General features: G+C 50.6%; 17 protein-coding genes, 2 tRNA genes and 4 rRNA genes. 14 read left to right on the plus strand and 9 right to left on the minus strand.

All coding sequences use genetic code 11. The annotated features are described in order from the left end of the window. Nucleotides 1–2: 2 nt before the first annotated feature. Nucleotides 3–512, minus strand: a complete 510-nt coding sequence (gene def / locus LDB27_RS02140; RefSeq protein ID WP_000114987.1) for a peptide deformylase — start codon at nt 510–512, stop codon at nt 3–5. A 131-nt stretch (nt 513–643) separates the two neighbouring features. Between def and dprA the strand changes: the two genes are divergently transcribed. Genes dprA through LDB27_RS02170 form a run of 6 tightly spaced genes read left to right on the plus strand, consistent with a single transcriptional unit; the run spans nt 644 to nt 4,436 of the window. Continuing rightward, nucleotides 644–1,768: a DNA-protecting protein DprA gene (gene dprA, locus LDB27_RS02145; protein ID WP_000124533.1), complete on the plus strand. Its 1,125-nt coding sequence runs from the start codon at nt 644–646 to the stop codon at nt 1,766–1,768. After that, nucleotides 1,740–2,213 (plus strand): DUF494 family protein Smg, encoded by a 474-nt coding sequence (smg, locus tag LDB27_RS02150; protein ID WP_000460663.1) that lies wholly within the window; start codon nt 1,740–1,742, stop codon nt 2,211–2,213. Before dprA ends, smg begins: the two co-directional genes overlap by 29 nt. A 26-nt stretch (nt 2,214–2,239) precedes the next feature. Next, the gene (locus tag LDB27_RS02155) at nt 2,240–2,782 is read left to right on the plus strand and encodes a type I DNA topoisomerase (protein WP_001129712.1); all 543 of its coding nucleotides are present in this window, start codon (nt 2,240–2,242) and stop codon (nt 2,780–2,782) included. Between the two features lie 4 nt (nt 2,783–2,786). Then, nucleotides 2,787–3,359 carry an L-threonylcarbamoyladenylate synthase type 1 TsaC gene (gene tsaC, locus LDB27_RS02160; RefSeq protein ID WP_001063621.1) on the plus strand — a complete coding sequence of 191 codons (573 nt, stop codon included), beginning with the start codon at nt 2,787–2,789 and terminating at the stop codon, nt 3,357–3,359. Nucleotides 3,360–3,363: 4 nt separating this feature from the next. Further along, the gene (gene aroE, locus LDB27_RS02165) at nt 3,364–4,182 is read left to right on the plus strand and encodes a shikimate dehydrogenase (protein ID WP_000451207.1); all 819 of its coding nucleotides are present in this window, start codon (nt 3,364–3,366) and stop codon (nt 4,180–4,182) included. Beyond that, the gene (locus tag LDB27_RS02170) at nt 4,179–4,436 is read left to right on the plus strand and encodes a DUF1488 domain-containing protein (RefSeq protein WP_001070577.1); all 258 of its coding nucleotides are present in this window, start codon (nt 4,179–4,181) and stop codon (nt 4,434–4,436) included. Before aroE ends, LDB27_RS02170 begins: the two co-directional genes overlap by 4 nt. On the opposite strand, the gene LDB27_RS02175 is transcribed toward LDB27_RS02170, so the two are convergent. Then, nucleotides 4,412–4,966: a gamma carbonic anhydrase family protein gene (locus tag LDB27_RS02175; RefSeq protein WP_001285635.1), complete on the minus strand. Its 555-nt coding sequence runs from the start codon at nt 4,964–4,966 to the stop codon at nt 4,412–4,414. The genes LDB27_RS02170 and LDB27_RS02175 overlap by 25 nt on opposite strands. 113 nt (nt 4,967–5,079) lie before the next feature. Between LDB27_RS02175 and LDB27_RS02180 the strand changes: the two genes are divergently transcribed. The 7 genes from LDB27_RS02180 to rrf (LDB27_RS02210) all read left to right on the plus strand — a co-directional run bounded on the left by LDB27_RS02180 (nt 5,080) and on the right by rrf (LDB27_RS02210) (nt 10,696). Beyond that, complete coding sequence (locus LDB27_RS02180) at nt 5,080–5,232, plus strand: hypothetical protein (protein ID WP_000795911.1); 153 nt, start codon at nt 5,080–5,082, stop codon at nt 5,230–5,232. A 208-nt stretch (nt 5,233–5,440) separates the two neighbouring features. After that, nucleotides 5,441–6,982 (plus strand): 16S ribosomal RNA (locus tag LDB27_RS02185). An 85-nt stretch (nt 6,983–7,067) separates the two neighbouring features. Beyond that, nucleotides 7,068–7,143 (plus strand) — tRNA-Glu (locus LDB27_RS02190). A gap of 193 nt (nt 7,144–7,336) precedes the next feature. Further along, nucleotides 7,337–10,242: ribosomal RNA gene (locus tag LDB27_RS02195) — 23S ribosomal RNA — on the plus strand. Between the two features lie 93 nt (nt 10,243–10,335). After that, nucleotides 10,336–10,451: ribosomal RNA gene (rrf, locus tag LDB27_RS02200) — 5S ribosomal RNA — on the plus strand. Nucleotides 10,452–10,465: 14 nt separating this feature from the next. Next, a tRNA-Thr gene (locus LDB27_RS02205) sits at nt 10,466–10,541 on the plus strand. 39 nt (nt 10,542–10,580) lie between these two features. After that, nucleotides 10,581–10,696 (plus strand): 5S ribosomal RNA (rrf, locus tag LDB27_RS02210). The 16S, 23S and 5S rRNA genes sit together here with 2 tRNA genes alongside, the layout of an rRNA operon. 615 nt (nt 10,697–11,311) lie before the next feature. Here rrf (LDB27_RS02210) and LDB27_RS02215 read toward each other — a convergent pair. The 3 genes from LDB27_RS02215 to LDB27_RS02225 form a co-directional block, all read right to left on the minus strand. Beyond that, complete coding sequence (locus LDB27_RS02215) at nt 11,312–11,533, minus strand: membrane protein (protein ID WP_000825645.1); 222 nt, start codon at nt 11,531–11,533, stop codon at nt 11,312–11,314. A gap of 237 nt (nt 11,534–11,770) precedes the next feature. Continuing rightward, nucleotides 11,771–14,884, minus strand: coding sequence for an efflux RND transporter permease subunit (locus tag LDB27_RS02220; protein ID WP_001273290.1), 3,114 nt, complete (start codon nt 14,882–14,884; stop codon nt 11,771–11,773). An 11-nt stretch (nt 14,885–14,895) separates the two neighbouring features. Further along, nucleotides 14,896–16,053, minus strand: coding sequence for an efflux RND transporter periplasmic adaptor subunit (locus tag LDB27_RS02225; protein ID WP_000160380.1), 1,158 nt, complete (start codon nt 16,051–16,053; stop codon nt 14,896–14,898). Between the two features lie 412 nt (nt 16,054–16,465). Between LDB27_RS02225 and envR the strand changes: the two genes are divergently transcribed. Next, nucleotides 16,466–17,128: an acrEF/envCD operon transcriptional regulator gene (gene envR / locus LDB27_RS02230; protein ID WP_001085721.1), complete on the plus strand. Its 663-nt coding sequence runs from the start codon at nt 16,466–16,468 to the stop codon at nt 17,126–17,128. Between the two features lie 2 nt (nt 17,129–17,130). Here the strand turns inward: envR and LDB27_RS02235 are convergent, their stop codons facing one another. The 4 genes from LDB27_RS02235 to fis form a co-directional block, all read right to left on the minus strand. Continuing rightward, entirely contained in the window at nt 17,131–19,230 is a 2,100-nt protein-coding gene (locus LDB27_RS02235; RefSeq protein ID WP_001145330.1) for a putative bifunctional diguanylate cyclase/phosphodiesterase, read from the minus strand. A gap of 150 nt (nt 19,231–19,380) precedes the next feature. Further along, nucleotides 19,381–19,545: a DUF2556 family protein gene (locus LDB27_RS02240; RefSeq protein ID WP_000620015.1), complete on the minus strand. Its 165-nt coding sequence runs from the start codon at nt 19,543–19,545 to the stop codon at nt 19,381–19,383. A gap of 82 nt (nt 19,546–19,627) precedes the next feature. Beyond that, nucleotides 19,628–20,512, minus strand: coding sequence for an adenine-specific DNA-methyltransferase (gene yhdJ, locus LDB27_RS02245; protein WP_225519915.1), 885 nt, complete (start codon nt 20,510–20,512; stop codon nt 19,628–19,630). 85 nt (nt 20,513–20,597) lie between these two features. Further along, nucleotides 20,598–20,894 (minus strand): DNA-binding transcriptional regulator Fis, encoded by a 297-nt coding sequence (gene fis, locus LDB27_RS02250; protein WP_000462905.1) that lies wholly within the window; start codon nt 20,892–20,894, stop codon nt 20,598–20,600. Nucleotides 20,895–20,904 lie beyond the last annotated feature (10 nt).

Below are 20,904 nucleotides of genomic sequence, written 5' to 3' on the forward strand. Positions count from 1 at the left end.
CTTTAAGCCCGGGCGTTCAGGCGGTCGAGTTTTTCTACTTTCTGACGAATACGTTGTTGCTTCAGCGGCGACAAATAATCGATAAACAGTTTACCGACCAGGTGATCCATCTCATGCTGAATGCAGATTGCCAGTAAACCATCCGCTTCAAGCTCAAACGGGTTGCCGTCGCGATCCAGCGCGCGGATTTTCACTTTCTCGGCGCGCGGCACTAAAGCGCGCTGTTCCGGAATCGACAGACAGCCTTCTTCTATACCCGTTTCGCCACTTTTCTCCAGCAATTCCGGGTTAATGAGTACCAGGCGCTCGTCGCGGTTTTCCGAAACGTCAATCACGATGATTCGCTGGTGGATATCGACCTGCGTTGCAGCCAGACCGATACCTTCTTCGGCGTACATCGTTTCGAACATATCATCGACGATACGCTGAATTTCTGCATTCACTTCTTCAACCGGCTTTGCGACTTTGCGAAGGCGCTCGTCCGGAATATGTAACACTTGCAAAACTGACATAATTATCCAGAGTTGTGTTCAGGAGTTGAAAAGATTATTACCTCTATTCTAGACAAATCCCCACCTGATTGACAGCATCAGTGACCAATCGCAAAGATTGTTCAGACTGCTTGTGGCAGGGGAGGGAAAGGATGGCCCGTACCGAAATTTGGTTACGTTTAATGTACGTCGGCGACCTTTATGGCGAGGCGATGTTGAACATGGCGAATTCGCTTATTCGCCAGCCTCAGATAAATCGCACGCACCTTCAGGAGGCTGGTCTTACCGCGCGGCAAGCTGAACGTTTTTTACAGCTTCCAGCAGGTGTGCTTGATGAGACATTACGCTGGCTTGAACTACCGCAGCACCATTTTCTGTGTGCGGATAGTGAGATTTATCCTCCCCAACTGCGTGCTATTGACGATTATCCCGGCGCTATTTTTATTGACGGCGATCCTGCCTGTCTGCATACCTGCCAGCTTGCCGTCGTAGGAAGCCGGAGCCACTCCTGGTATGGAGAACGCTGGGGACGTCTGCTTTGCGAAAGCCTTGCGAAAAGCGGTTTGACGATCACCAGCGGCCTTGCCCGGGGAATTGATGGCGTAGCACACAACGCCGCGGTGAGTATGGGGGGAAAAAGTGTAGCGGTGTTAGGGAATGGTTTGGCAAAGATTTATCCTCGCCGACATGCCGTGCTGGCTGAAAACTTGATTGCCACCGGCGGCGCAGTGGTCTCAGAATTTCCGCTTTCAACGCCTCCGCTACCGCAAAATTTTCCTCGTAGAAACCGTATCATCAGCGGACTGAGCAAAGGCGTGCTGGTGATTGAGGCGGCGTTGCGCAGCGGTTCGTTGGTGACGGCGCGCTGCGCGCTTGAACAGGGGCGGGACGTTTTTGCATTACCAGGCCCTATCGGTAGTCCGGGAAGCGAAGGCACGCACTGGTTAATTAAACAAGGGGCCACGCTTGTGACGACGCCGGAGGATATTCTGGAAAATTTGCAATACGGCTTACACTGGTTGCCAACTACGGCGGAAAATTCACTTTATTCACTAAATCAGGATGAGGCGGCATTGCCATTTCCTGAGCTCCTGGCTAACGTAGGAGATGAGGTAACACCTGTTGACGTCGTCGCTGAACGTGCCGGCCAACCTGTGCCAGCGGTAGTGGCTCAGCTACTCGAACTGGAGTTAGCAGGATGGATCGCAGCTGTACCCGGCGGCTATGTCCGATTAAGGAGGGCAAGCCATGTTCGACGTACTAATGTATTTGTTTGAAACATACATCCATAACGAAGCCGAGCTGCGCGTGGATCAGGACAGACTGGAGCGTGATCTCACCGACGCTGGGTTTGATCGCGAAGACATCTACAATGCGCTGCTGTGGCTGGAAAAACTCGCTGACTATCAAGATGGCCTCGCGGAACCCATGCAACTTGCTTCCGACCCTCTTTCAATGCGCATTTATACGGTTGAAGAGTGTGAAAGGCTTGATGCCAGTTGCCGGGGGTTCCTGTTATTCCTTGAGCAGATTCAGGTGCTAAACCTCGAAACACGAGAAATGGTGATTGAGCGTGTGCTGGCGCTGGATACCGCAGAGTTTGACCTGGAAGACTTGAAATGGGTTATTTTGATGGTGTTATTCAACATTCCGGGCTGTGAAAACGCCTATCAGCAAATGGAAGAATTACTCTTTGAGGTAAATGAAGGTATGCTGCATTGATAGGTGTTAATGCTGCATGAGTGAATATGGCTAAATCAGCACTGTTTTCGGTGCGTAAAAATGAGCCCTGCCCGCAGTGCGGGGCCGAACTGGTCATTCGTTCCGGGAAACATGGTCCGTTTCTCGGCTGTTCTCGCTATCCAGAATGCGATTACGTTCGTCCGCTGAAAAGTCAGGCGGACGGACATATCGTTAAAATTCTGGAGGGGCAACCGTGCCCTGAGTGTGGCGCCGTGCTGGTGCTGCGTCAGGGGCGCTTTGGCATGTTCATCGGATGCAGTCAGTATCCGCAATGTGAACATACAGTGGTTATTGATAAACCGGATGAAACGGCGATTGCCTGTCCAGCCTGCCAGCAAGGACATTTGGTCCAGCGCCGTTCTCGTTACGGTAAAATCTTTCATTCCTGCGATCGCTACCCGGAATGTCAGTTCGTCATTAACTTCACACCGGTTGCGGGGGAATGCCCCGAGTGCCATTATCCGCTACTCATCGAAAAGAAAACCGCGCAGGGCGTGAAGCGCTTTTGCGCCAGTAAACAATGTGGAAAGCCGGTTCCGGTGGAATAAACAAGTGAATAATAACCTGCCAACAGGATCTATCGTCGCAGCGGTAGATCTCCTGAATAAAGAAAATGTCATCGCTTATCCAACAGAAGCCGTTTTCGGCGTCGGCTGCGATCCCGATAGTGAAACAGCCGTTACGCGCCTGCTGGCGTTAAAACAACGGCCCGTCGATAAGGGACTCATTTTGATTGCCGCCAGCTTTGAGCAGTTAAAACCTTATATTGATGACAGCATACTTACCGCCGCACAGCGTAAAGCGGTATTTGATTGCTGGCCCGGGCCGGTAACGTTTGTTTTTCCTGCGCCCGCGACAACGCCGCGTTGGCTCACGGGACGTTTTGATTCCCTGGCCGTTCGTGTTACCAACCACCCGCTGGTGGTCGCGCTATGCAATGCGTATGGCAAACCGCTGGTTTCCACCAGCGCCAATCTGAGCGGATTACCGCCATGTCGTACCGTTGAAGAGGTACGTGCGCAATTTGGCGATGATTTTCCGGTGGTTGAAGGCGCAACGGGTGGGCGTTTAAATCCTTCAGAAATTCGCGATGCTCTGACGGGCGAACTGTTTCGACAGGGGTAATATGATGGAAACCTATGCTGTTTTTGGAAATCCGATTGCTCACAGCAAATCGCCATTTATTCATCAGCAGTTTGCTCAGCAGCTAGATATTGTTCACCCCTATGGTCGCGTGCTGGCCCCTATTAATAATTTCATTAATACGCTTGATGCCTTTTTCGCGGCAGGGGGAAAAGGCGCAAACATCACAGTACCTTTTAAAGAGGAGGCGTTTGCGCGATCGGATGAGTTAACGGAACGAGCATCGCTGGCGGGAGCAGTCAATACATTAAAGCGGCTGGAAGATGGTCGTTTGCTTGGCGACAATACTGACGGTATCGGTTTATTAAGCGATCTCAAACGGTTAAATTTTATCCGCCCAGGATGGCGTATTTTGCTGATTGGCGCGGGCGGCGCATCCCGGGGCGTGCTGTTACCTCTGCTTTCTTTGGATTGCGCGGTCACTATCACTAACCGTACAGCTTCACGTGCCGAAGCGTTGGCGAAAATCTTTGCTCATACCGGCAGCGTTCATGCCACGGATATGGACAAGCTGCATGGTTGTGAGTTTGACCTGATTATTAATGCGACCTCCAGCGGCATACGGGGCGAAATCCCGGCGATTCCGGCGTCACTTATTCACCCTTCCCTCTGTTGCTATGACATGTTCTATCAAAAAGGGAATACGCCATTTCTCTCCTGGTGTGTACAACAGGGCGCAAAACGATACGCAGATGGGCTGGGAATGCTGGTGGGGCAGGCTGCACATGCCGTTTTGCTTTGGCACGGTGTATTACCGCAGGTCGAGCCAGTGATTGAGCTGCTACAGCAGGAATTATTAGCGTGAACCAGGCCATACAATTTCCTGACCGCGAAGAATGGGATACTGCCGCCAGCGCTGTCATCTTTCCCGCCATGGTCAATGGGATGCAACTCACGTGTGCAATAAAAAAAGATGTACTGGCGTATCGCTTTGGTGGAGAAACAGCGGAGCAATGGCTGGCCATTTTTCGTGAGTATCGCTGGGACCTGGAAGAAGAGGCTGAAGCATTAATCCTGGCCCAGCAGGAAGACGATCACGGTTGGATATGGTTATCCTGAGAAAGATAGTCGTCTTTCCATTTTACATAGTTATTGGCGGAGTACTGCAGGCCCGATCTCTCAGCATCGCTTAGGGGGCGGATCTGTTTTACCGGACTGCCAAGATATAAATAGCCGCTTTCCAGCCGTTTGTGCTGCGGCACCAGGCTTCCCGCGCCAATCATTACGTCATCTTCTATTATCGCGCCATCCAGCACAATGGAGCCCATACCGACCAGTACGCGGTTACCGATGGTACAGCCGTGCAGCATAACTTTATGGCCAACGGTAACATCTTCGCCAATGATTAATGGGTTGCCGTGTGGATTGGATGGAGACTTGTGGGTTACGTGAAGAACGCTGCCATCCTGAATGTTCGTACGAGCCCCTATCGCAACGTAATTCACATCGCCGCGAATCACCACAAGCGGCCAGATCCCGACATCATCTGCCAGACGGACATCGCCAATAACCACGCTGCTGGTATCGATCATCACGCGCTGACCGATTTCAGGAAAAAGATCCTTATAAGGACGTAATGTGTCAGACATGTCTACCTCATCATAAATGAATAGTCATGAAGACTTTGGTTGCTTTAACGGCGTTGTGCAAGGGGAGATAGCATCAAAAAATCGCCACTTTGCGCAGGAATGGAGCGAAAGGGATGAAAAATCAACAAACAGAAAAAAAGATCCAAAAAACGCTTGTGCAAAAAAATGGGATCCCTATAATGCGCCTCCATCGACACGGCGGATGTGAATCACTTCACACAAACAGCCGGTCGGTTGAAGAGAAAAATCCTGAAATTCAGGGTTGACTCTGAAAGAGGAAAGCGTAATATACGCCACCTCGCGACGGTGAGCTGAAAGCCGCGTCGCACCTGCTCTTTAACAATTTATCAGACAATCTGTGTGGGCACTCGAAGATACGGATTCTTGACGTCGCAAGACGAAAAATGAATACCAAGTCTCAAGAGTGAACACGTAATTCATTACGAAGTTTAATTCTTTGAGCATCAAACTTTTAAATTGAAGAGTTTGATCATGGCTCAGATTGAACGCTGGCGGCAGGCCTAACACATGCAAGTCGAACGGTAACAGGAAGCAGCTTGCTGCTTTGCTGACGAGTGGCGGACGGGTGAGTAATGTCTGGGAAACTGCCTGATGGAGGGGGATAACTACTGGAAACGGTGGCTAATACCGCATAACGTCGCAAGACCAAAGAGGGGGACCTTCGGGCCTCTTGCCATCAGATGTGCCCAGATGGGATTAGCTTGTTGGTGAGGTAACGGCTCACCAAGGCGACGATCCCTAGCTGGTCTGAGAGGATGACCAGCCACACTGGAACTGAGACACGGTCCAGACTCCTACGGGAGGCAGCAGTGGGGAATATTGCACAATGGGCGCAAGCCTGATGCAGCCATGCCGCGTGTATGAAGAAGGCCTTCGGGTTGTAAAGTACTTTCAGCGGGGAGGAAGGTGTTGTGGTTAATAACCGCAGCAATTGACGTTACCCGCAGAAGAAGCACCGGCTAACTCCGTGCCAGCAGCCGCGGTAATACGGAGGGTGCAAGCGTTAATCGGAATTACTGGGCGTAAAGCGCACGCAGGCGGTCTGTCAAGTCGGATGTGAAATCCCCGGGCTCAACCTGGGAACTGCATTCGAAACTGGCAGGCTTGAGTCTTGTAGAGGGGGGTAGAATTCCAGGTGTAGCGGTGAAATGCGTAGAGATCTGGAGGAATACCGGTGGCGAAGGCGGCCCCCTGGACAAAGACTGACGCTCAGGTGCGAAAGCGTGGGGAGCAAACAGGATTAGATACCCTGGTAGTCCACGCCGTAAACGATGTCTACTTGGAGGTTGTGCCCTTGAGGCGTGGCTTCCGGAGCTAACGCGTTAAGTAGACCGCCTGGGGAGTACGGCCGCAAGGTTAAAACTCAAATGAATTGACGGGGGCCCGCACAAGCGGTGGAGCATGTGGTTTAATTCGATGCAACGCGAAGAACCTTACCTGGTCTTGACATCCACGGAAGTTTTCAGAGATGAGAATGTGCCTTCGGGAACCGTGAGACAGGTGCTGCATGGCTGTCGTCAGCTCGTGTTGTGAAATGTTGGGTTAAGTCCCGCAACGAGCGCAACCCTTATCCTTTGTTGCCAGCGGTCCGGCCGGGAACTCAAAGGAGACTGCCAGTGATAAACTGGAGGAAGGTGGGGATGACGTCAAGTCATCATGGCCCTTACGACCAGGGCTACACACGTGCTACAATGGCGCATACAAAGAGAAGCGACCTCGCGAGAGCAAGCGGACCTCATAAAGTGCGTCGTAGTCCGGATTGGAGTCTGCAACTCGACTCCATGAAGTCGGAATCGCTAGTAATCGTGGATCAGAATGCCACGGTGAATACGTTCCCGGGCCTTGTACACACCGCCCGTCACACCATGGGAGTGGGTTGCAAAAGAAGTAGGTAGCTTAACCTTCGGGAGGGCGCTTACCACTTTGTGATTCATGACTGGGGTGAAGTCGTAACAAGGTAACCGTAGGGGAACCTGCGGTTGGATCACCTCCTTACCTTAAAGAAGCGTACTTTGCAGTGCTCACACAGATTGTCTGATGAAAAGTGAATAGCAAGGCGTCTTGCGAAGCAGACTGATACGTCCCCTTCGTCTAGAGGCCCAGGACACCGCCCTTTCACGGCGGTAACAGGGGTTCGAATCCCCTAGGGGACGCCACTTGCTGGTTTGTGAGTGAAAGTCACCTGCCTTAATATCTCAAAACTGACTTACGAGTCATGTTTGAGATATTTGCTCTTTAAAAATCTGGATCAAGCTGAAAATTGAAACACAGAACAACGAAAGTTGTTCGTGAGTCTCTCAAATTTTCGCAACACGATGATGAATCGCAAGAAACATCTTCGGGTTGTGAGGTTAAGCGACTAAGCGTACACGGTGGATGCCCTGGCAGTCAGAGGCGATGAAGGACGTGCTAATCTGCGATAAGCGCCGGTAAGGTGATATGAACCGTTATAACCGGCGATTTCCGAATGGGGAAACCCAGTGTGACTCGTCACACTATCATTAACTGAATCCATAGGTTAATGAGGCGAACCGGGGGAACTGAAACATCTAAGTACCCCGAGGAAAAGAAATCAACCGAGATTCCCCCAGTAGCGGCGAGCGAACGGGGAGGAGCCCAGAGCCTGAATCAGCATGTGTGTTAGTGGAAGCGTCTGGAAAGGCGCGCGATACAGGGTGACAGCCCCGTACACAAAAGCGCATGTGCTGTGAGCTCGATGAGTAGGGCGGGACACGTGGTATCCTGTCTGAATATGGGGGGACCATCCTCCAAGGCTAAATACTCCTGACTGACCGATAGTGAACCAGTACCGTGAGGGAAAGGCGAAAAGAACCCCGGCGAGGGGAGTGAAAAAGAACCTGAAACCGTGTACGTACAAGCAGTGGGAGCACCCTTTGGGGTGTGACTGCGTACCTTTTGTATAATGGGTCAGCGACTTATATTCTGTAGCAAGGTTAACCGAATAGGGGAGCCGGAGGGAAACCGAGTCTTAATTGGGCGTTAAGTTGCAGGGTATAGACCCGAAACCCGGTGATCTAGCCATGGGCAGGTTGAAGGTTGGGTAACACTAACTGGAGGACCGAACCGACTAATGTTGAAAAATTAGCGGATGACCTGTGGCTGGGGGTGAAAGGCCAATCAAACCGGGAGATAGCTGGTTCTCCCCGAAAGCTATTTAGGTAGCGCCTCGTGAATTCATCTCCGGGGGTAGAGCACTGTTTCGGCTAGGGGGCCATCCCGGCTTACCAACCCGATGCAAACTGCGAATACCGGAGAATGTTATCACGGGAGACACACGGCGGGTGCTAACGTCCGTCGTGAAGAGGGAAACAACCCAGACCGCCAGCTAAGGTCCCAAAGTCATGGTTAAGTGGGAAACGATGTGGGAAGGCCCAGACAGCCAGGATGTTGGCTTAGAAGCAGCCATCATTTAAAGAAAGCGTAATAGCTCACTGGTCGAGTCGGCCTGCGCGGAAGATGTAACGGGGCTAAACCATGCACCGAAGCTGCGGCAGCGACGCTGATGCGTTGTTGGGTAGGGGAGCGTTCTGTAAGCCTGCGAAGGTGGCCTGTGAGGGTTGCTGGAGGTATCAGAAGTGCGAATGCTGACATAAGTAACGATAAAGCGGGTGAAAAGCCCGCTCGCCGGAAGACCAAGGGTTCCTGTCCAACGTTAATCGGGGCAGGGTGAGTCGACCCCTAAGGCGAGGCCGAAAGGCGTAGTCGATGGGAAACGGGTTAATATTCCCGTACTTGGTGTTACTGCGAAGGGGGGACGGAGAAGGCTATGTTGGCCGGGCGACGGTTGTCCCGGTTTAAGCGTGTAGGTGTGTGTTCCAGGTAAATCCGGTTCACTTTAACACTGAGGCGTGATGACGAGGCACTACGGTGCTGAAGCAACAAATGCCCTGCTTCCAGGAAAAGCCTCTAAGCATCAGGTAACATCAAATCGTACCCCAAACCGACACAGGTGGTCAGGTAGAGAATACCAAGGCGCTTGAGAGAACTCGGGTGAAGGAACTAGGCAAAATGGTGCCGTAACTTCGGGAGAAGGCACGCTGACACGTAGGTGAAGTGATTTACTCATGGAGCTGAAGTCAGTCGAAGATACCAGCTGGCTGCAACTGTTTATTAAAAACACAGCACTGTGCAAACACGAAAGTGGACGTATACGGTGTGACGCCTGCCCGGTGCCGGAAGGTTAATTGATGGGGTCAGCGCAAGCGAAGCTCCTGATCGAAGCCCCGGTAAACGGCGGCCGTAACTATAACGGTCCTAAGGTAGCGAAATTCCTTGTCGGGTAAGTTCCGACCTGCACGAATGGCGTAATGATGGCCAGGCTGTCTCCACCCGAGACTCAGTGAAATTGAACTCGCTGTGAAGATGCAGTGTACCCGCGGCAAGACGGAAAGACCCCGTGAACCTTTACTATAGCTTGACACTGAACATTGAGCCTTGATGTGTAGGATAGGTGGGAGGCTTTGAAGTGTGGACGCCAGTCTGCATGGAGCCGGCCTTGAAATACCACCCTTTAATGTTTGATGTTCTAACGTGGACCCGTGATCCGGGTTGCGGACAGTGTCTGGTGGGTAGTTTGACTGGGGCGGTCTCCTCCTAAAGAGTAACGGAGGAGCACGAAGGTTGGCTAATCCTGGTCGGACATCAGGAGGTTAGTGCAATGGCATAAGCCAGCTTGACTGCGAGCGTGACGGCGCGAGCAGGTGCGAAAGCAGGTCATAGTGATCCGGTGGTTCTGAATGGAAGGGCCATCGCTCAACGGATAAAAGGTACTCCGGGGATAACAGGCTGATACCGCCCAAGAGTTCATATCGACGGCGGTGTTTGGCACCTCGATGTCGGCTCATCACATCCTGGGGCTGAAGTAGGTCCCAAGGGTATGGCTGTTCGCCATTTAAAGTGGTACGCGAGCTGGGTTTAGAACGTCGTGAGACAGTTCGGTCCCTATCTGCCGTGGGCGCTGGAGAACTGAGGGGGGCTGCTCCTAGTACGAGAGGACCGGAGTGGACGCATCACTGGTGTTCGGGTTGTCATGCCAATGGCACTGCCCGGTAGCTAAATGCGGAAGAGATAAGTGCTGAAAGCATCTAAGCACGAAACTTGCCCCGAGATGAGTTCTCCCTGAGACTTTAAGTCTCCTGAAGGAACGTTGAAGACGACGACGTTGATAGGCCGGGTGTGTAAGCGCAGCGATGCGTTGAGCTAACCGGTACTAATGAACCGTGAGGCTTAACCTTACAACGCCGAAGATGTTTTGGCGGATGAGAGATGATTTTCAGCACTGATTCAGATTACATCAGAACGTAAAAACGGTCTGATAACAGAATTTGCCTGGCGGCACTAGCGCGGTGGTCCCACCTGACCCCATGCCGAACTCAGAAGTGAAACGCCGTAGCGCCGATGGTAGTGTGGGGTCTCCCCATGCGAGAGTAGGGAACTGCCAGGCATCAAATTTAGTGTGCTGATATGGCTCAGTTGGTAGAGCGCACCCTTGGTAAGGGTGAGGTCCCCAGTTCGACTCTGGGTATCAGCACCACTTAATACGGTTAAAGTTCGGCATTTGAAAAAGAATTTGTCTGGCGGCAGTAGCGCGGTGGTCCCACCTGACCCCATGCCGAACTCAGAAGTGAAACGCCGTAGCGCCGATGGTAGTGTGGGGTCTCCCCATGCGAGAGTAGGGAACTGCCAGACATCAAATAAAACAAAAGGCCCAATCGAAAGACTGGGCCTTTTTGCATTTATCTTTCTATGGAAAAAGTTATCGGGTAATGACGCCGACACGTTTTAAACATCTTCGTAGAGTGGATAAAAACCGTTTTAGTAAACGTGATTTCCCGCCATATATCCGCCTGAACCATCGAATGTGAACCGTGCTGAAGTAGATGTACAAACGGCTTTTACTTACGCCTCTAATAAGCAATAGAGATATTCGCTGAGGACTAAGAGTCTGGCCCATTAGGCTATTTTATTTGCCAGTTTGGCCCTGGGACAGTGCTCAAAATCCTCATGTATTACGTGTATGCTCCGGTTTATATCCAGACTGTCTGTAATAATTACGCCTAATGATCACGCTCTAAGTCTTACTGTATAAAGCCTGTTTGTAATGCGGCTTACGATGCTATCAAGCTACAATTTTGTCTGCATCGGACAAGGAATAGAATAAATACTATCGGGATGGGCGAGTAAGAAAAGAGAGCGTTTTATCGTGTTAACTTTCGGGGGATAGGCTGAACAGATTACGTCGCTGAGTATCCTTACGACCTTTATATTATTACTGAAAGCGCGGCATTGCCGCGCCTGCATGTATCATTTAGAAAGCGCAATGATACCCATCGTCAACCCTGCTACCGCCGCAGCGCCGCCAGCAATAGCGCCTGCTGTCTCCCAGTTATCCTGCGTAGTACCTTTCATACATGTATTGGTATGAACCAGCCGCCCTTGATCGTCATAAACCGGTACGCAGGGAGAATCATGTGCACAACCTGCCAATAAGGTGGTAAGCAATGCAACTGGAATTAGTCTTTTCATGGTGTTACCTCATTAATCAGCGTTTCGCGAAGTACAGCAACGTAAATGCTGGCTCTAACCGCTGCGAAAACGGGAGTTATTTTACCACCACAGAAAAAATGGCCGACATGAGGAATCATCTCAATTCATGTGAATTGTAAAAACTATGGAGAATGAAAAAGTAAGCGGAGAGGGGGGAATAGCGGAGATAAAGACGTACCGTTTAAAAAGGCGTCCGAAGACGCCTCTGTTTACCGGTTAATCATGATGGCGATTAAATCGGCGTTTTACAACAACGAAGAATACTGGCACGAAGAAGATAGCTAATAAGGTTGCGGTTAACATTCCCCCCATAACCCCTGTGCCTACTGCGTTCTGTGCCCCACTACCTGCGCCACGACTGATAACTAACGGCATTACCCCGAGAATAAAGGCCAGCGAGGTCATTAGAATAGGACGTAAACGCATACGGGATGCTTCCAGCGTCGCTTCAATCAATCCACGTCCTTCTTTCTCCATAAGATCTTTGGCGAACTCAACAATCAGGATGGCGTTTTTAGCAGAAAGGCCAATAGTGGTTAACAAGCCAACCTGGAAGTAAACGTCATTGTTCAGACCGCGCAATGACGCTGCAAGCAGAGCGCCAACCACGCCGAGCGGTACGACCAGCATTACCGAGAACGGAATTGACCAGCTTTCATACAGAGCGGCAAGGCAGAGGAAAACGACAATGAGTGAGATTGCGTACAGCGCCGGCGCCTGGTTACCTGACAACCGTTCCTGATACGACATACCTGTCCAGTCATAGCCAATACCGTTTGGCAGCTGTGAAGCCAGATTTTCCATTAACGACATGGCTTCACCGGTACTTCGTCCGGGCGCTGCTTCACCGAGCAGTTCCATTGACGGCATCCCGTTATAGCGTTCCAGGCGTGGCGAACCATAAATCCACCGTGCTGAGCTAAAGGTAGAGAAGGGCACCATCTCGCCATTGGCGCTGCGTACATAAAGATTGTTGATATCTCCCGGCAGCATACGGAACTGAGCGTCAGCCTGAACGTATACTTTTTTCACTCGTCCGCGATCGATAAAGTCGTTAACGTAATAGCCGCCCAACGCCGCGGAGATGGTTTCGTTGATATCAGACAGCGAAACACCGAGCGCCTGCGCTTTTTCTTGATCGACATCCAGCTTGAACTGTGGCGTGTCTTCCAGCCCGTTCGGGCGTACGCGCACTAATAGATCAGGATGCTTCGCGACCATACCCAGGAGTTGATTACGCGCTTTTGTTAACGCATCGTGACCGAGTCCTCCCTGATCAATCAGCTCAAAGTCGAAACCTGTCGCGGTACCTAACTCGACAATTGCCGGCATGTTGAAGGGGAACACCAACCCGTCGCGAATCTGGCTGAAGGCGCGTGTCGCTCTGGCGATAACGGCTTCGACGCTATTTTCTTCACCGTTACGCTCTTCCCAGGGTTTAAGGCTGACAAATGCCATCCCTGAGTTTTGTCCCTGACCGCTAAAGCTAAAGCCGTTTACGGTAAACACGCTTTCGACGTTCGCTTTTTCATTATTCAGGTAGTAATGAGTGACTTGATCCAGCACTTTCTGCGTACGTTCTTGCGTAGCGCCAGAGGGGAGCTGAATCATAGTCAGGAAAACCCCCTGATCTTCTTCCGGCAGGAAGGAGGTTGGGAGGCGTAAAAACAGAACCGCCATTCCGACTACAATAAGTAGATAGATAATGAGATAGCGACCCGTATTACGCACGATACCGCTTACGCTGTTAGTATAGTGGTTAACGCTGTGATCAAACCTGGTATTGAACCAGCCAAAGAAGCCACTTTTTTTCTCGTGATGTTCAGCAGATACGGGTTTAAGTAGCGTAGCGCACAGCGCTGGCGTCAGAATCAACGCAACCAGAACGGATAGCGCCATTGCTGAAACAATAGTAATAGAGAACTGGCGATAAATTGCCCCGGTCGAGCCGCCAAAAAAGGCCATCGGGATAAATACCGCAGACAGTACCATCGCGATACCAACCAGCGCTCCCTGAATCTGCGACATGGATTTTTCCGTCGCCTCTCGGGGAGAAAGGTTATCCTCCATCATTACACGTTCAACGTTTTCTACGACCACTATCGCATCGTCAACCAACAGCCCTATCGCTAGTACCATACCAAACATCGTCAGGGTATTGATGGAATAGCCAAAGGCGGCGAGTACCGCAAAAGTGCCTAGCAACACGACAGGAACAGCGATGGTAGGAATCAGGGTTGCCCGGATATTCTGTAAAAACAGATACATTACCAGGAACACCAGAATAATCGCTTCAAACAGCGTTTTTACCACTTCGTGGATAGATATTTTTACGAAGGGCGTTGTGTCATAAGGATAAACCACCTTCATTCCCTGAGGGAAGAAAGGCTGCAGTTCTGCCAGTTTCGCTTTGATTGCGGTTGCGGTATCCAGCGCGTTAGCGCCGGTCGCCAGTTTAATACCGAGACCGGAGGCCGGTTTACCGTTAATGCGCGCTACAACGTTATAGTTTTCACCGCCAAGCTCAATACGCGCGACATCTTTGAGATGGACGACAGAACCGTCGGTATTGACACGCAACGTAACTTTGCCGAACTCTTGCGGATCTTTCAGACGCGTTTGGGCGATGATTGAGGCGTTAAGCTGCTGGCCCGGTAATGCTGGCGTGCCGCCCAGTTGGCCTGCCGCAATCTGGTCGTTCTGTACTTTTAACTGGTTGATGACATCAACTGGCGTGAGCTGGTATTTATTTAGCAGATTCGCATCCAGCCAGATACGCATGGCGTACTGTGCGCCAAATAGCTGAACGTCGCCCACACCATTCAGACGGCTGATAGAATCCTTAATGTTAGAGGCGACATAGTCAGAGATGTCGTCCTGGGTAGTGTTCGGATTATCTGAGACGAACCCGGCGACCATCAAAAAGCTGCTGCTGGACTTTTCAACGCTAATCCCCTGCTGCTGGACTTCTTGCGGCAGTAAAGGCGTGGCGAGCTGCAATTTATTTTGCACCTGAACCTGCGCGATATCCGGATCGGTTCCGGACTGGAAGGTCAGGGTGATGGTCACGCTACCAGCAGAGTCGCTGGTAGAGGACATATACATCAGGTTATCGATACCGTTCATATTTTGTTCGATAACCTGAGTAACCGTATCCTGTACCGTCTGCGCATCCGCGCCAGGATAGGTTGCAGAAATAGAAACCGCTGGCGGCGCAATGGTTGGATACTGCGCAACGGGAAGTTGCATTATTGCCAGTGCGCCAGCCATCATCAGGATAATGGCCAGAACCCAGGCGAAAATAGGACGTCTAATAAAAAAGTTTGCCATGTACGGTTACCTTATTGCGCCGTTTTCGCTGCAGGAGCATCGGTAGTGGCTTTCACCTGGACGCCCAGTCGCGCTTTTTGTAAGCCGCTGACGATGACCTTATCGCCCGGTTTTAACCCTTCGCTGATGAGCCATTTATCGCCAATAGCCTGAGCCGCCACGACATTGCGGGCTTCAACCTGGCTTTTATCGTTAACCACCATCACCATTGCGTCGCCGCGCGGCGTGCGGGTTACGCCCTGCTGGGGGACAAGGATGGCATTGGGCTGGACGCCTTCATCAATGCGGGCGCGCACAAACATACCGGGAAGCAGACTGTGTTGCGGGTTAGGGAAAACTGCCCTGAGCGTGATAGAGCCGGTGCTTTCATCTACGGTAACGTCGGAAAATTGCAGCGTGCCTTTAATCGGGTAGACCTGACCATTTTCCATTACCAGTTGAACCGTGCTACTGGCGCTGTCTTTATGCAGGTTACCTTGTTCGACGGATTGCTTGAGTCGCATAAAGTCGTTGCTTGATTGCGTCACGTCGACATAAATCGGGTCGAGTTGTTGCACGGTAGCCAGTTCAGTTGACTGACCATTAGTCACCAGCGCGCCTTCAGTCACATTAGATTTTCCTATACGCCCGCTGATGGGCGAGGTGACTTTGGTATACGCAAGGTTAATACGCGCGCTTTCAACAGCGGCTTTTGCCGCCACAACGGCGGCATCGGCCTGGCGGGCGTCGGCAATCGCCTGATCATATTCCTGTTGGCTGATATATTTTGTGCCGACCAGTGGAACATAGCGTTTGACCGTCAGGTGCGCGATAGCCGCAGCCGCTTCGCTTTTAGCAAGTTCGCCTTTAGCGCTGTCATAATCGGCCTGATAGGTGGCAGGATCGATCTGATAAAGCGACTGCCCGGCCTCTACATCGCTACCTTCGGTGAAGTTTCTTTTAAGCACGATCCCGCTCACCTGGGGGCGAACTTCCGCAATGCGAAATGCGGACGTACGTCCGGGAAGTTCGGTCGTTACGGCTAGCGGCGCTGTTTCGACCACATGGACGGTGACTTGCGGCTCGCCGGCATGAGCCTGGGTATCTCCCTGGTCATTACAACCGGCCAGCAGCGCAGCAGAGAATATGATGAATGAGGGCAGGAGTGAAAACCTGGCATGTTTCGTCATTACTGTTCCTTAAAAAACCGAAAGCTCGTTATTCACCGGATAACGGTAAGGCGTTAACGCGCGAAAAATAGAATAGCAGTGGGGTATCCTACAAATTATTAGCTTGTGATGTAAGCAATACTTATTTTGGGATGGGGTTCACGGCACATAAAAGCAAAAAAAAGAACTATTCCCTGTCGTTTCATAATGTCCCGATTAGTAAAATCATGATGTTGAATAACATGATTCGAAATATATATTTTATATGAATGTGTTTTATTAATTTATTTGTTTTTATTATTGATTTGGCGGTGTTGTGCGAAATAAAAATAGCTGTCTCTCGTCTGACTAAAAAGGACATGGTAAAGTTGTTTTTTATGCTGAGTATTTTATCAGCGTATTTATCGTTTTTATGGTCCAGGATATCTTAATTATGGCGAAGAAAACGAAGGCGGATGCGCTTAAAACGCGGCAACACTTGATTGAAACCGCTATTGCGCAGTTCGCTTTGCGCGGCGTTGCCAACACGACGCTGAATGATATCGCTGATGCCGCTGATGTCACGCGGGGCGCCATCTACTGGCACTTTGAGAATAAAACGCAGTTGTTTAATGAGGTTTGGTTACAGCAACCACCTTTACGCGAACTTATTCAGGATAGGCTTACGGGATGCTGGAATGATAATCCTTTACAGGATCTACGAGAGAAATTTATTGCAGCCTTACAATATATTGCGGCAGTGCCTCGTCAGCAGGCATTAATGCAGATTTTATATCATAAATGTGAATTCCATAATGGTATGATATCGGAACAGGCCATTCGGGAGAAGATTGGTTTCCATCATCAGTCGCTGCTTGAAGTATTACAGCGATGTATGGATAAAAAGCTGATCTCAGGCAGTCTTGATCTGGATGTCATATTAATTATTCTGCATGGTAGTTTTAGCGGAATAGTAAAGAACTGGTTAATGAATCCCACAAGTTATGATCTTTATAAGCAGGCGCCTGCATTAGTCGATAATGTATTAAAAATGCTAAGCCCGGATGGCAGTGTGAGGCAATTAATGCCAAATGAACAACAGGCGGAAGAAGCCTGAGATTATTTTGAGTTGATATTATATATTGACCTTGTGAATATATTGGCAGGGTCCCGAATATCGCGAGCAATTTCCTCTGCCGTACGCGGCTTGCCAAGCAGGAACCCCTGAAGTGTATGGCATCCTAACTGGGTCAAAAATTGTTGCTGCGTTTCATTTTCTACCCCTTCTGCCACAATTTGCAGATTTAACGCTTTCGCCAGCGCGACAATAGCCGCAACAATGGTCGCGCCGTCGCTTGCCTCGCTGAGTTCATGTACGAAAGCGCGATCAATTTTTAGTTCGCACGCCGGAAGACGTTTCAGATAGAGAAGGCTGGAATAACCGGTGCCAAAGTCGTCAATAGAGGCCTTAACCCCCATTTCCGTTAATCTGGTGAGTATAGCGACGCTTTGCTCTGGCTTGTTCATCGCCGTGGTTTCGGTGATTTCCAGAATCAATAAATCGGGACGGATACTGTGTCGGGCCAGGCTCCGCGTAATGGTGTCCACAAGGCCGGGCTGCTCAAATTGTAAGGCGGAAAGATTTACCGCCACTGACCATAAGGCGTATCCCTGTAAGTGCCACTCGCGTAGCTGTCGACACGCCTCGTCTATCACCCAGCTACCGATAGTGACGATAAGACCCGTTTTTTCCGCCAGCGGTAAAAACTGGTCAGGATTCAGTACGCCTTGTTTTGGATGATACCAGCGCAACAGGGCCTCAAATCCTACAATGGGGCCGGCAGGAGCCTGAAATTTAGGCTGGTACACCAGCCTGAGCTCTTGTCTTTCCAGCGCCAGCCACAGGTCATTCATTAGCTGAAGCTGGGTTTGCGCCAGCATATTCATTGATGGCTGAAAGAAATGGTATCCGTTACGCCCCGTATGTTTCGTGTGGTACATTGCGGCATCGGCGTTGAACATCAGTTCCCGTTCGTTTTTTCCGTCCAGCGGATAGAGCGCTATTCCCACGCTAAGGGTGACGACCAGTTCGTACGGATCTATCGTAAAGGGCGCATCTATCGAATGTACCAGCGCGCTGGCAAGGGAAGCCGCTTCGTCAGGCGCGCTGACTTCTGCAAGCAGCACAAATTCGTCGCCGCCAATCCGCGCCAGGGTAAACTGCCCGCTCAGCGGTTGGTTCAGACGATGCGTGACCGCTACCAGTAGCTTATCGCCAATATCATGACCATAAGCGTCATTAACGGCTTTAAAGCCATCCAGATCCATAAACAGTAGCGCGAAAGACGTGTTTTCCCGATTCGCTTTGCTGATGGCCTGTTCCAGACGATCCTCAAGAAGTACCCGGTTTGGTAAACGGGTGAGCGTATCATGCAGCGCCAACTGCGCCAGTTCCTGGTTCGCCTGCGCCAGCGAAGAGGCAAGTAGTGCGGTGCGGGCCTGAAGCCGGGCGTCAAATAAAGAAACCAGCAGAGTAATGCCCAGGATAGTCAGCGCGACCACGCTGACAAGAACAGCCAGCCAGTTGCTATCGACGCCACGATGCTCCATCGGCCAGTTTTGGGGAAAGTGTGCGGCCTTCATGCCGGCGTAATGCATGCCGGCGATAGCTATCCCCATTAATACCGCAGCGCCTGCTCGCCTCAGGGCGACATCTGTTCCCTCATGACGCAGGCGGAACGTGAGCCACAGCGCGCCGCAGGACGCCAGTAGCGCGATAATGATAGAGAGGGCAACCCACGCGCTATTCCAGACGATAATGGAAGCAAATTGCAGCGCCGCCATCCCGGTATAATGCATTGCGCTGATGCCCAGTCCCATCACCAGCGCGCCCGGCAGTAAACGGCGCAGGCGCAGTTTTTCAGCGCTGACCAGCCATAGCGCAAACAGGGAGGAGCCGATCGCGATCAGCATGGAGAGGCCGGTGAGGAACGGATCGAAGCGCATGTTCATCGCGTGATCCATCGCCAGCATCCCGACAAAATGCATCGCCCAAATACCGACGCCCAGCGCGAAGCCGCCGCCCATTAGCCATATTCTGGCGTTTGATCGGGCGCTTCCGGCTACGCGTCCGGCCATATTTAATGCGGTATAGGACGCAAAAATAGCGACAGCAAATGAAACCGCCACAAGGATGTGGTTGTACTCACTAACCGGCATGTATCATTAGCTCATTGGTTATGCAGGAAAAGAAAAGGACGAGACAGTATCACCCCTTCTTTTATCCTCAACGTGTTTTAATTCCCTGTTTTTATAAGGGATAAAAGAAATCCGGGTGATAAATAATCATAGGTTAAATCGCCCGGTTCGCTACTCCAGATCGGTACAATTGATCAATTTGAGAGGGTTAACCGAATCCATGTTTCGGCACTTATCCTGTTCAGTTGCCATCAATTCGATCCATTGCATCAAAAGCGCATCAAAAAGAAAAACGGAGACGGCAAAAACAACCAGCCACCAATACTTACGTATCATCGTCAAATCCTGTGTATTCATGCCCATGCGTGCTGGGAATATACATGAAATTTTGACGCTGAAAAGCGGACTTACAATGCTTTTACTTCTCTGAAGATAGCGCGTTTATCCCGACATTTCGCTGCTTTTTGGACAGGTTTTGTGTTTTTCTCTTTTTGACTTTTGCAAGTTCATTTTCTGAATAATGCGAAGTGACGCTCAATCTTCTGAGCCCCATTTTTACGTACTCATTATTGAGTTCAATACCGATAAACTTACGACCTGACGCCGCTGCGACAGCGCCTGTGGTGAAACTGCCCGCGAAAGGGTCCAATACGGTATCGCTCGGGTTAGAAGAGGCCAGTATGATCCGTTTTAACAGCGCGCTGGGCTTTTGCGTAGAATGGTTTTCATATTCATCCATCAGATAACGTACGCGAGGAAATGACCAGACGTTGCCCGGCACTTTTTTCTGATTGTATGGTTGGGGCGGGTTTTTTCGATAATCGATTAGCGCGCGCTTAGCGCCCGTGGTGGTCTCGACCAGAATCGCGTCACGGTTAAAGGTATAGCTTTTCGGGTTCTTTACCATCATCAGGATCGGTTCATACATAGAACCAAAGTATTTTTTCGCCTGCACCCCGGAACTATCATAGGACCAGACGATACGGCTTTTGATGGTAAAAAGCGTTCGGCATTTGAGATCGATATACGGCATATTTTCTGTGCTATTCATGATGTACATGGTGCCGTGTTTCTTCAGTACGCGGTGGCACTCATCAATGCATTCATACAGCCAGGCCAGAAAAGACGCTTCGTCCCAGGATTCGACCATACCGTCGAAATCTTTTCCGATATTGTAAGGCGGATCGGCAAAAATTAAGTCAATGCTTTCAGAAGGCAGTTTTTTAAGTTCTGTTAGCGCGTCACCGTGAATAATCTTCTTCGATTCATCGCCAAAGTACTGAGGTTCACATTCCGCTTTCATGACCAAATTCCATGTGATGCGTATAAAAAAGGCGCTTCCCCATGCCGAGTAGCGCCTTTTTAAACAAGCAGTTAGCTAATCGAAATTAGTTCATGCCGTATTTTTTTAATTTTTTACGCAGCGTACCACGGTTGATGCCCATCATCAGAGCAGCACGGGTCTGGTTACCACGGGTGTATTGCATCACCATGTCCAACAGGGGCTGTTCTACTTCAGCCAGTACCAGCTCATACAGGTCATTAACGTCCTGACCATTCAGTTGAGCAAAATAGTTCTTCAGTGCCTGTTTAACCGAGTCACGCAGGGGTTTTTGGGTTACCTGATCCTGAGAGTTAACGGTAGAAACGGTCAGTACGTCAGAATTTACGCGTTGTTCGAACATAGTTCTGTCA

Origin of the sequence: Salmonella sp. JXY0409-18 (genome assembly GCF_020268625.1) — a bacterium.
Classification (GTDB): Bacteria; Pseudomonadota; Gammaproteobacteria; order Enterobacterales; family Enterobacteriaceae; genus Salmonella; species Salmonella enterica.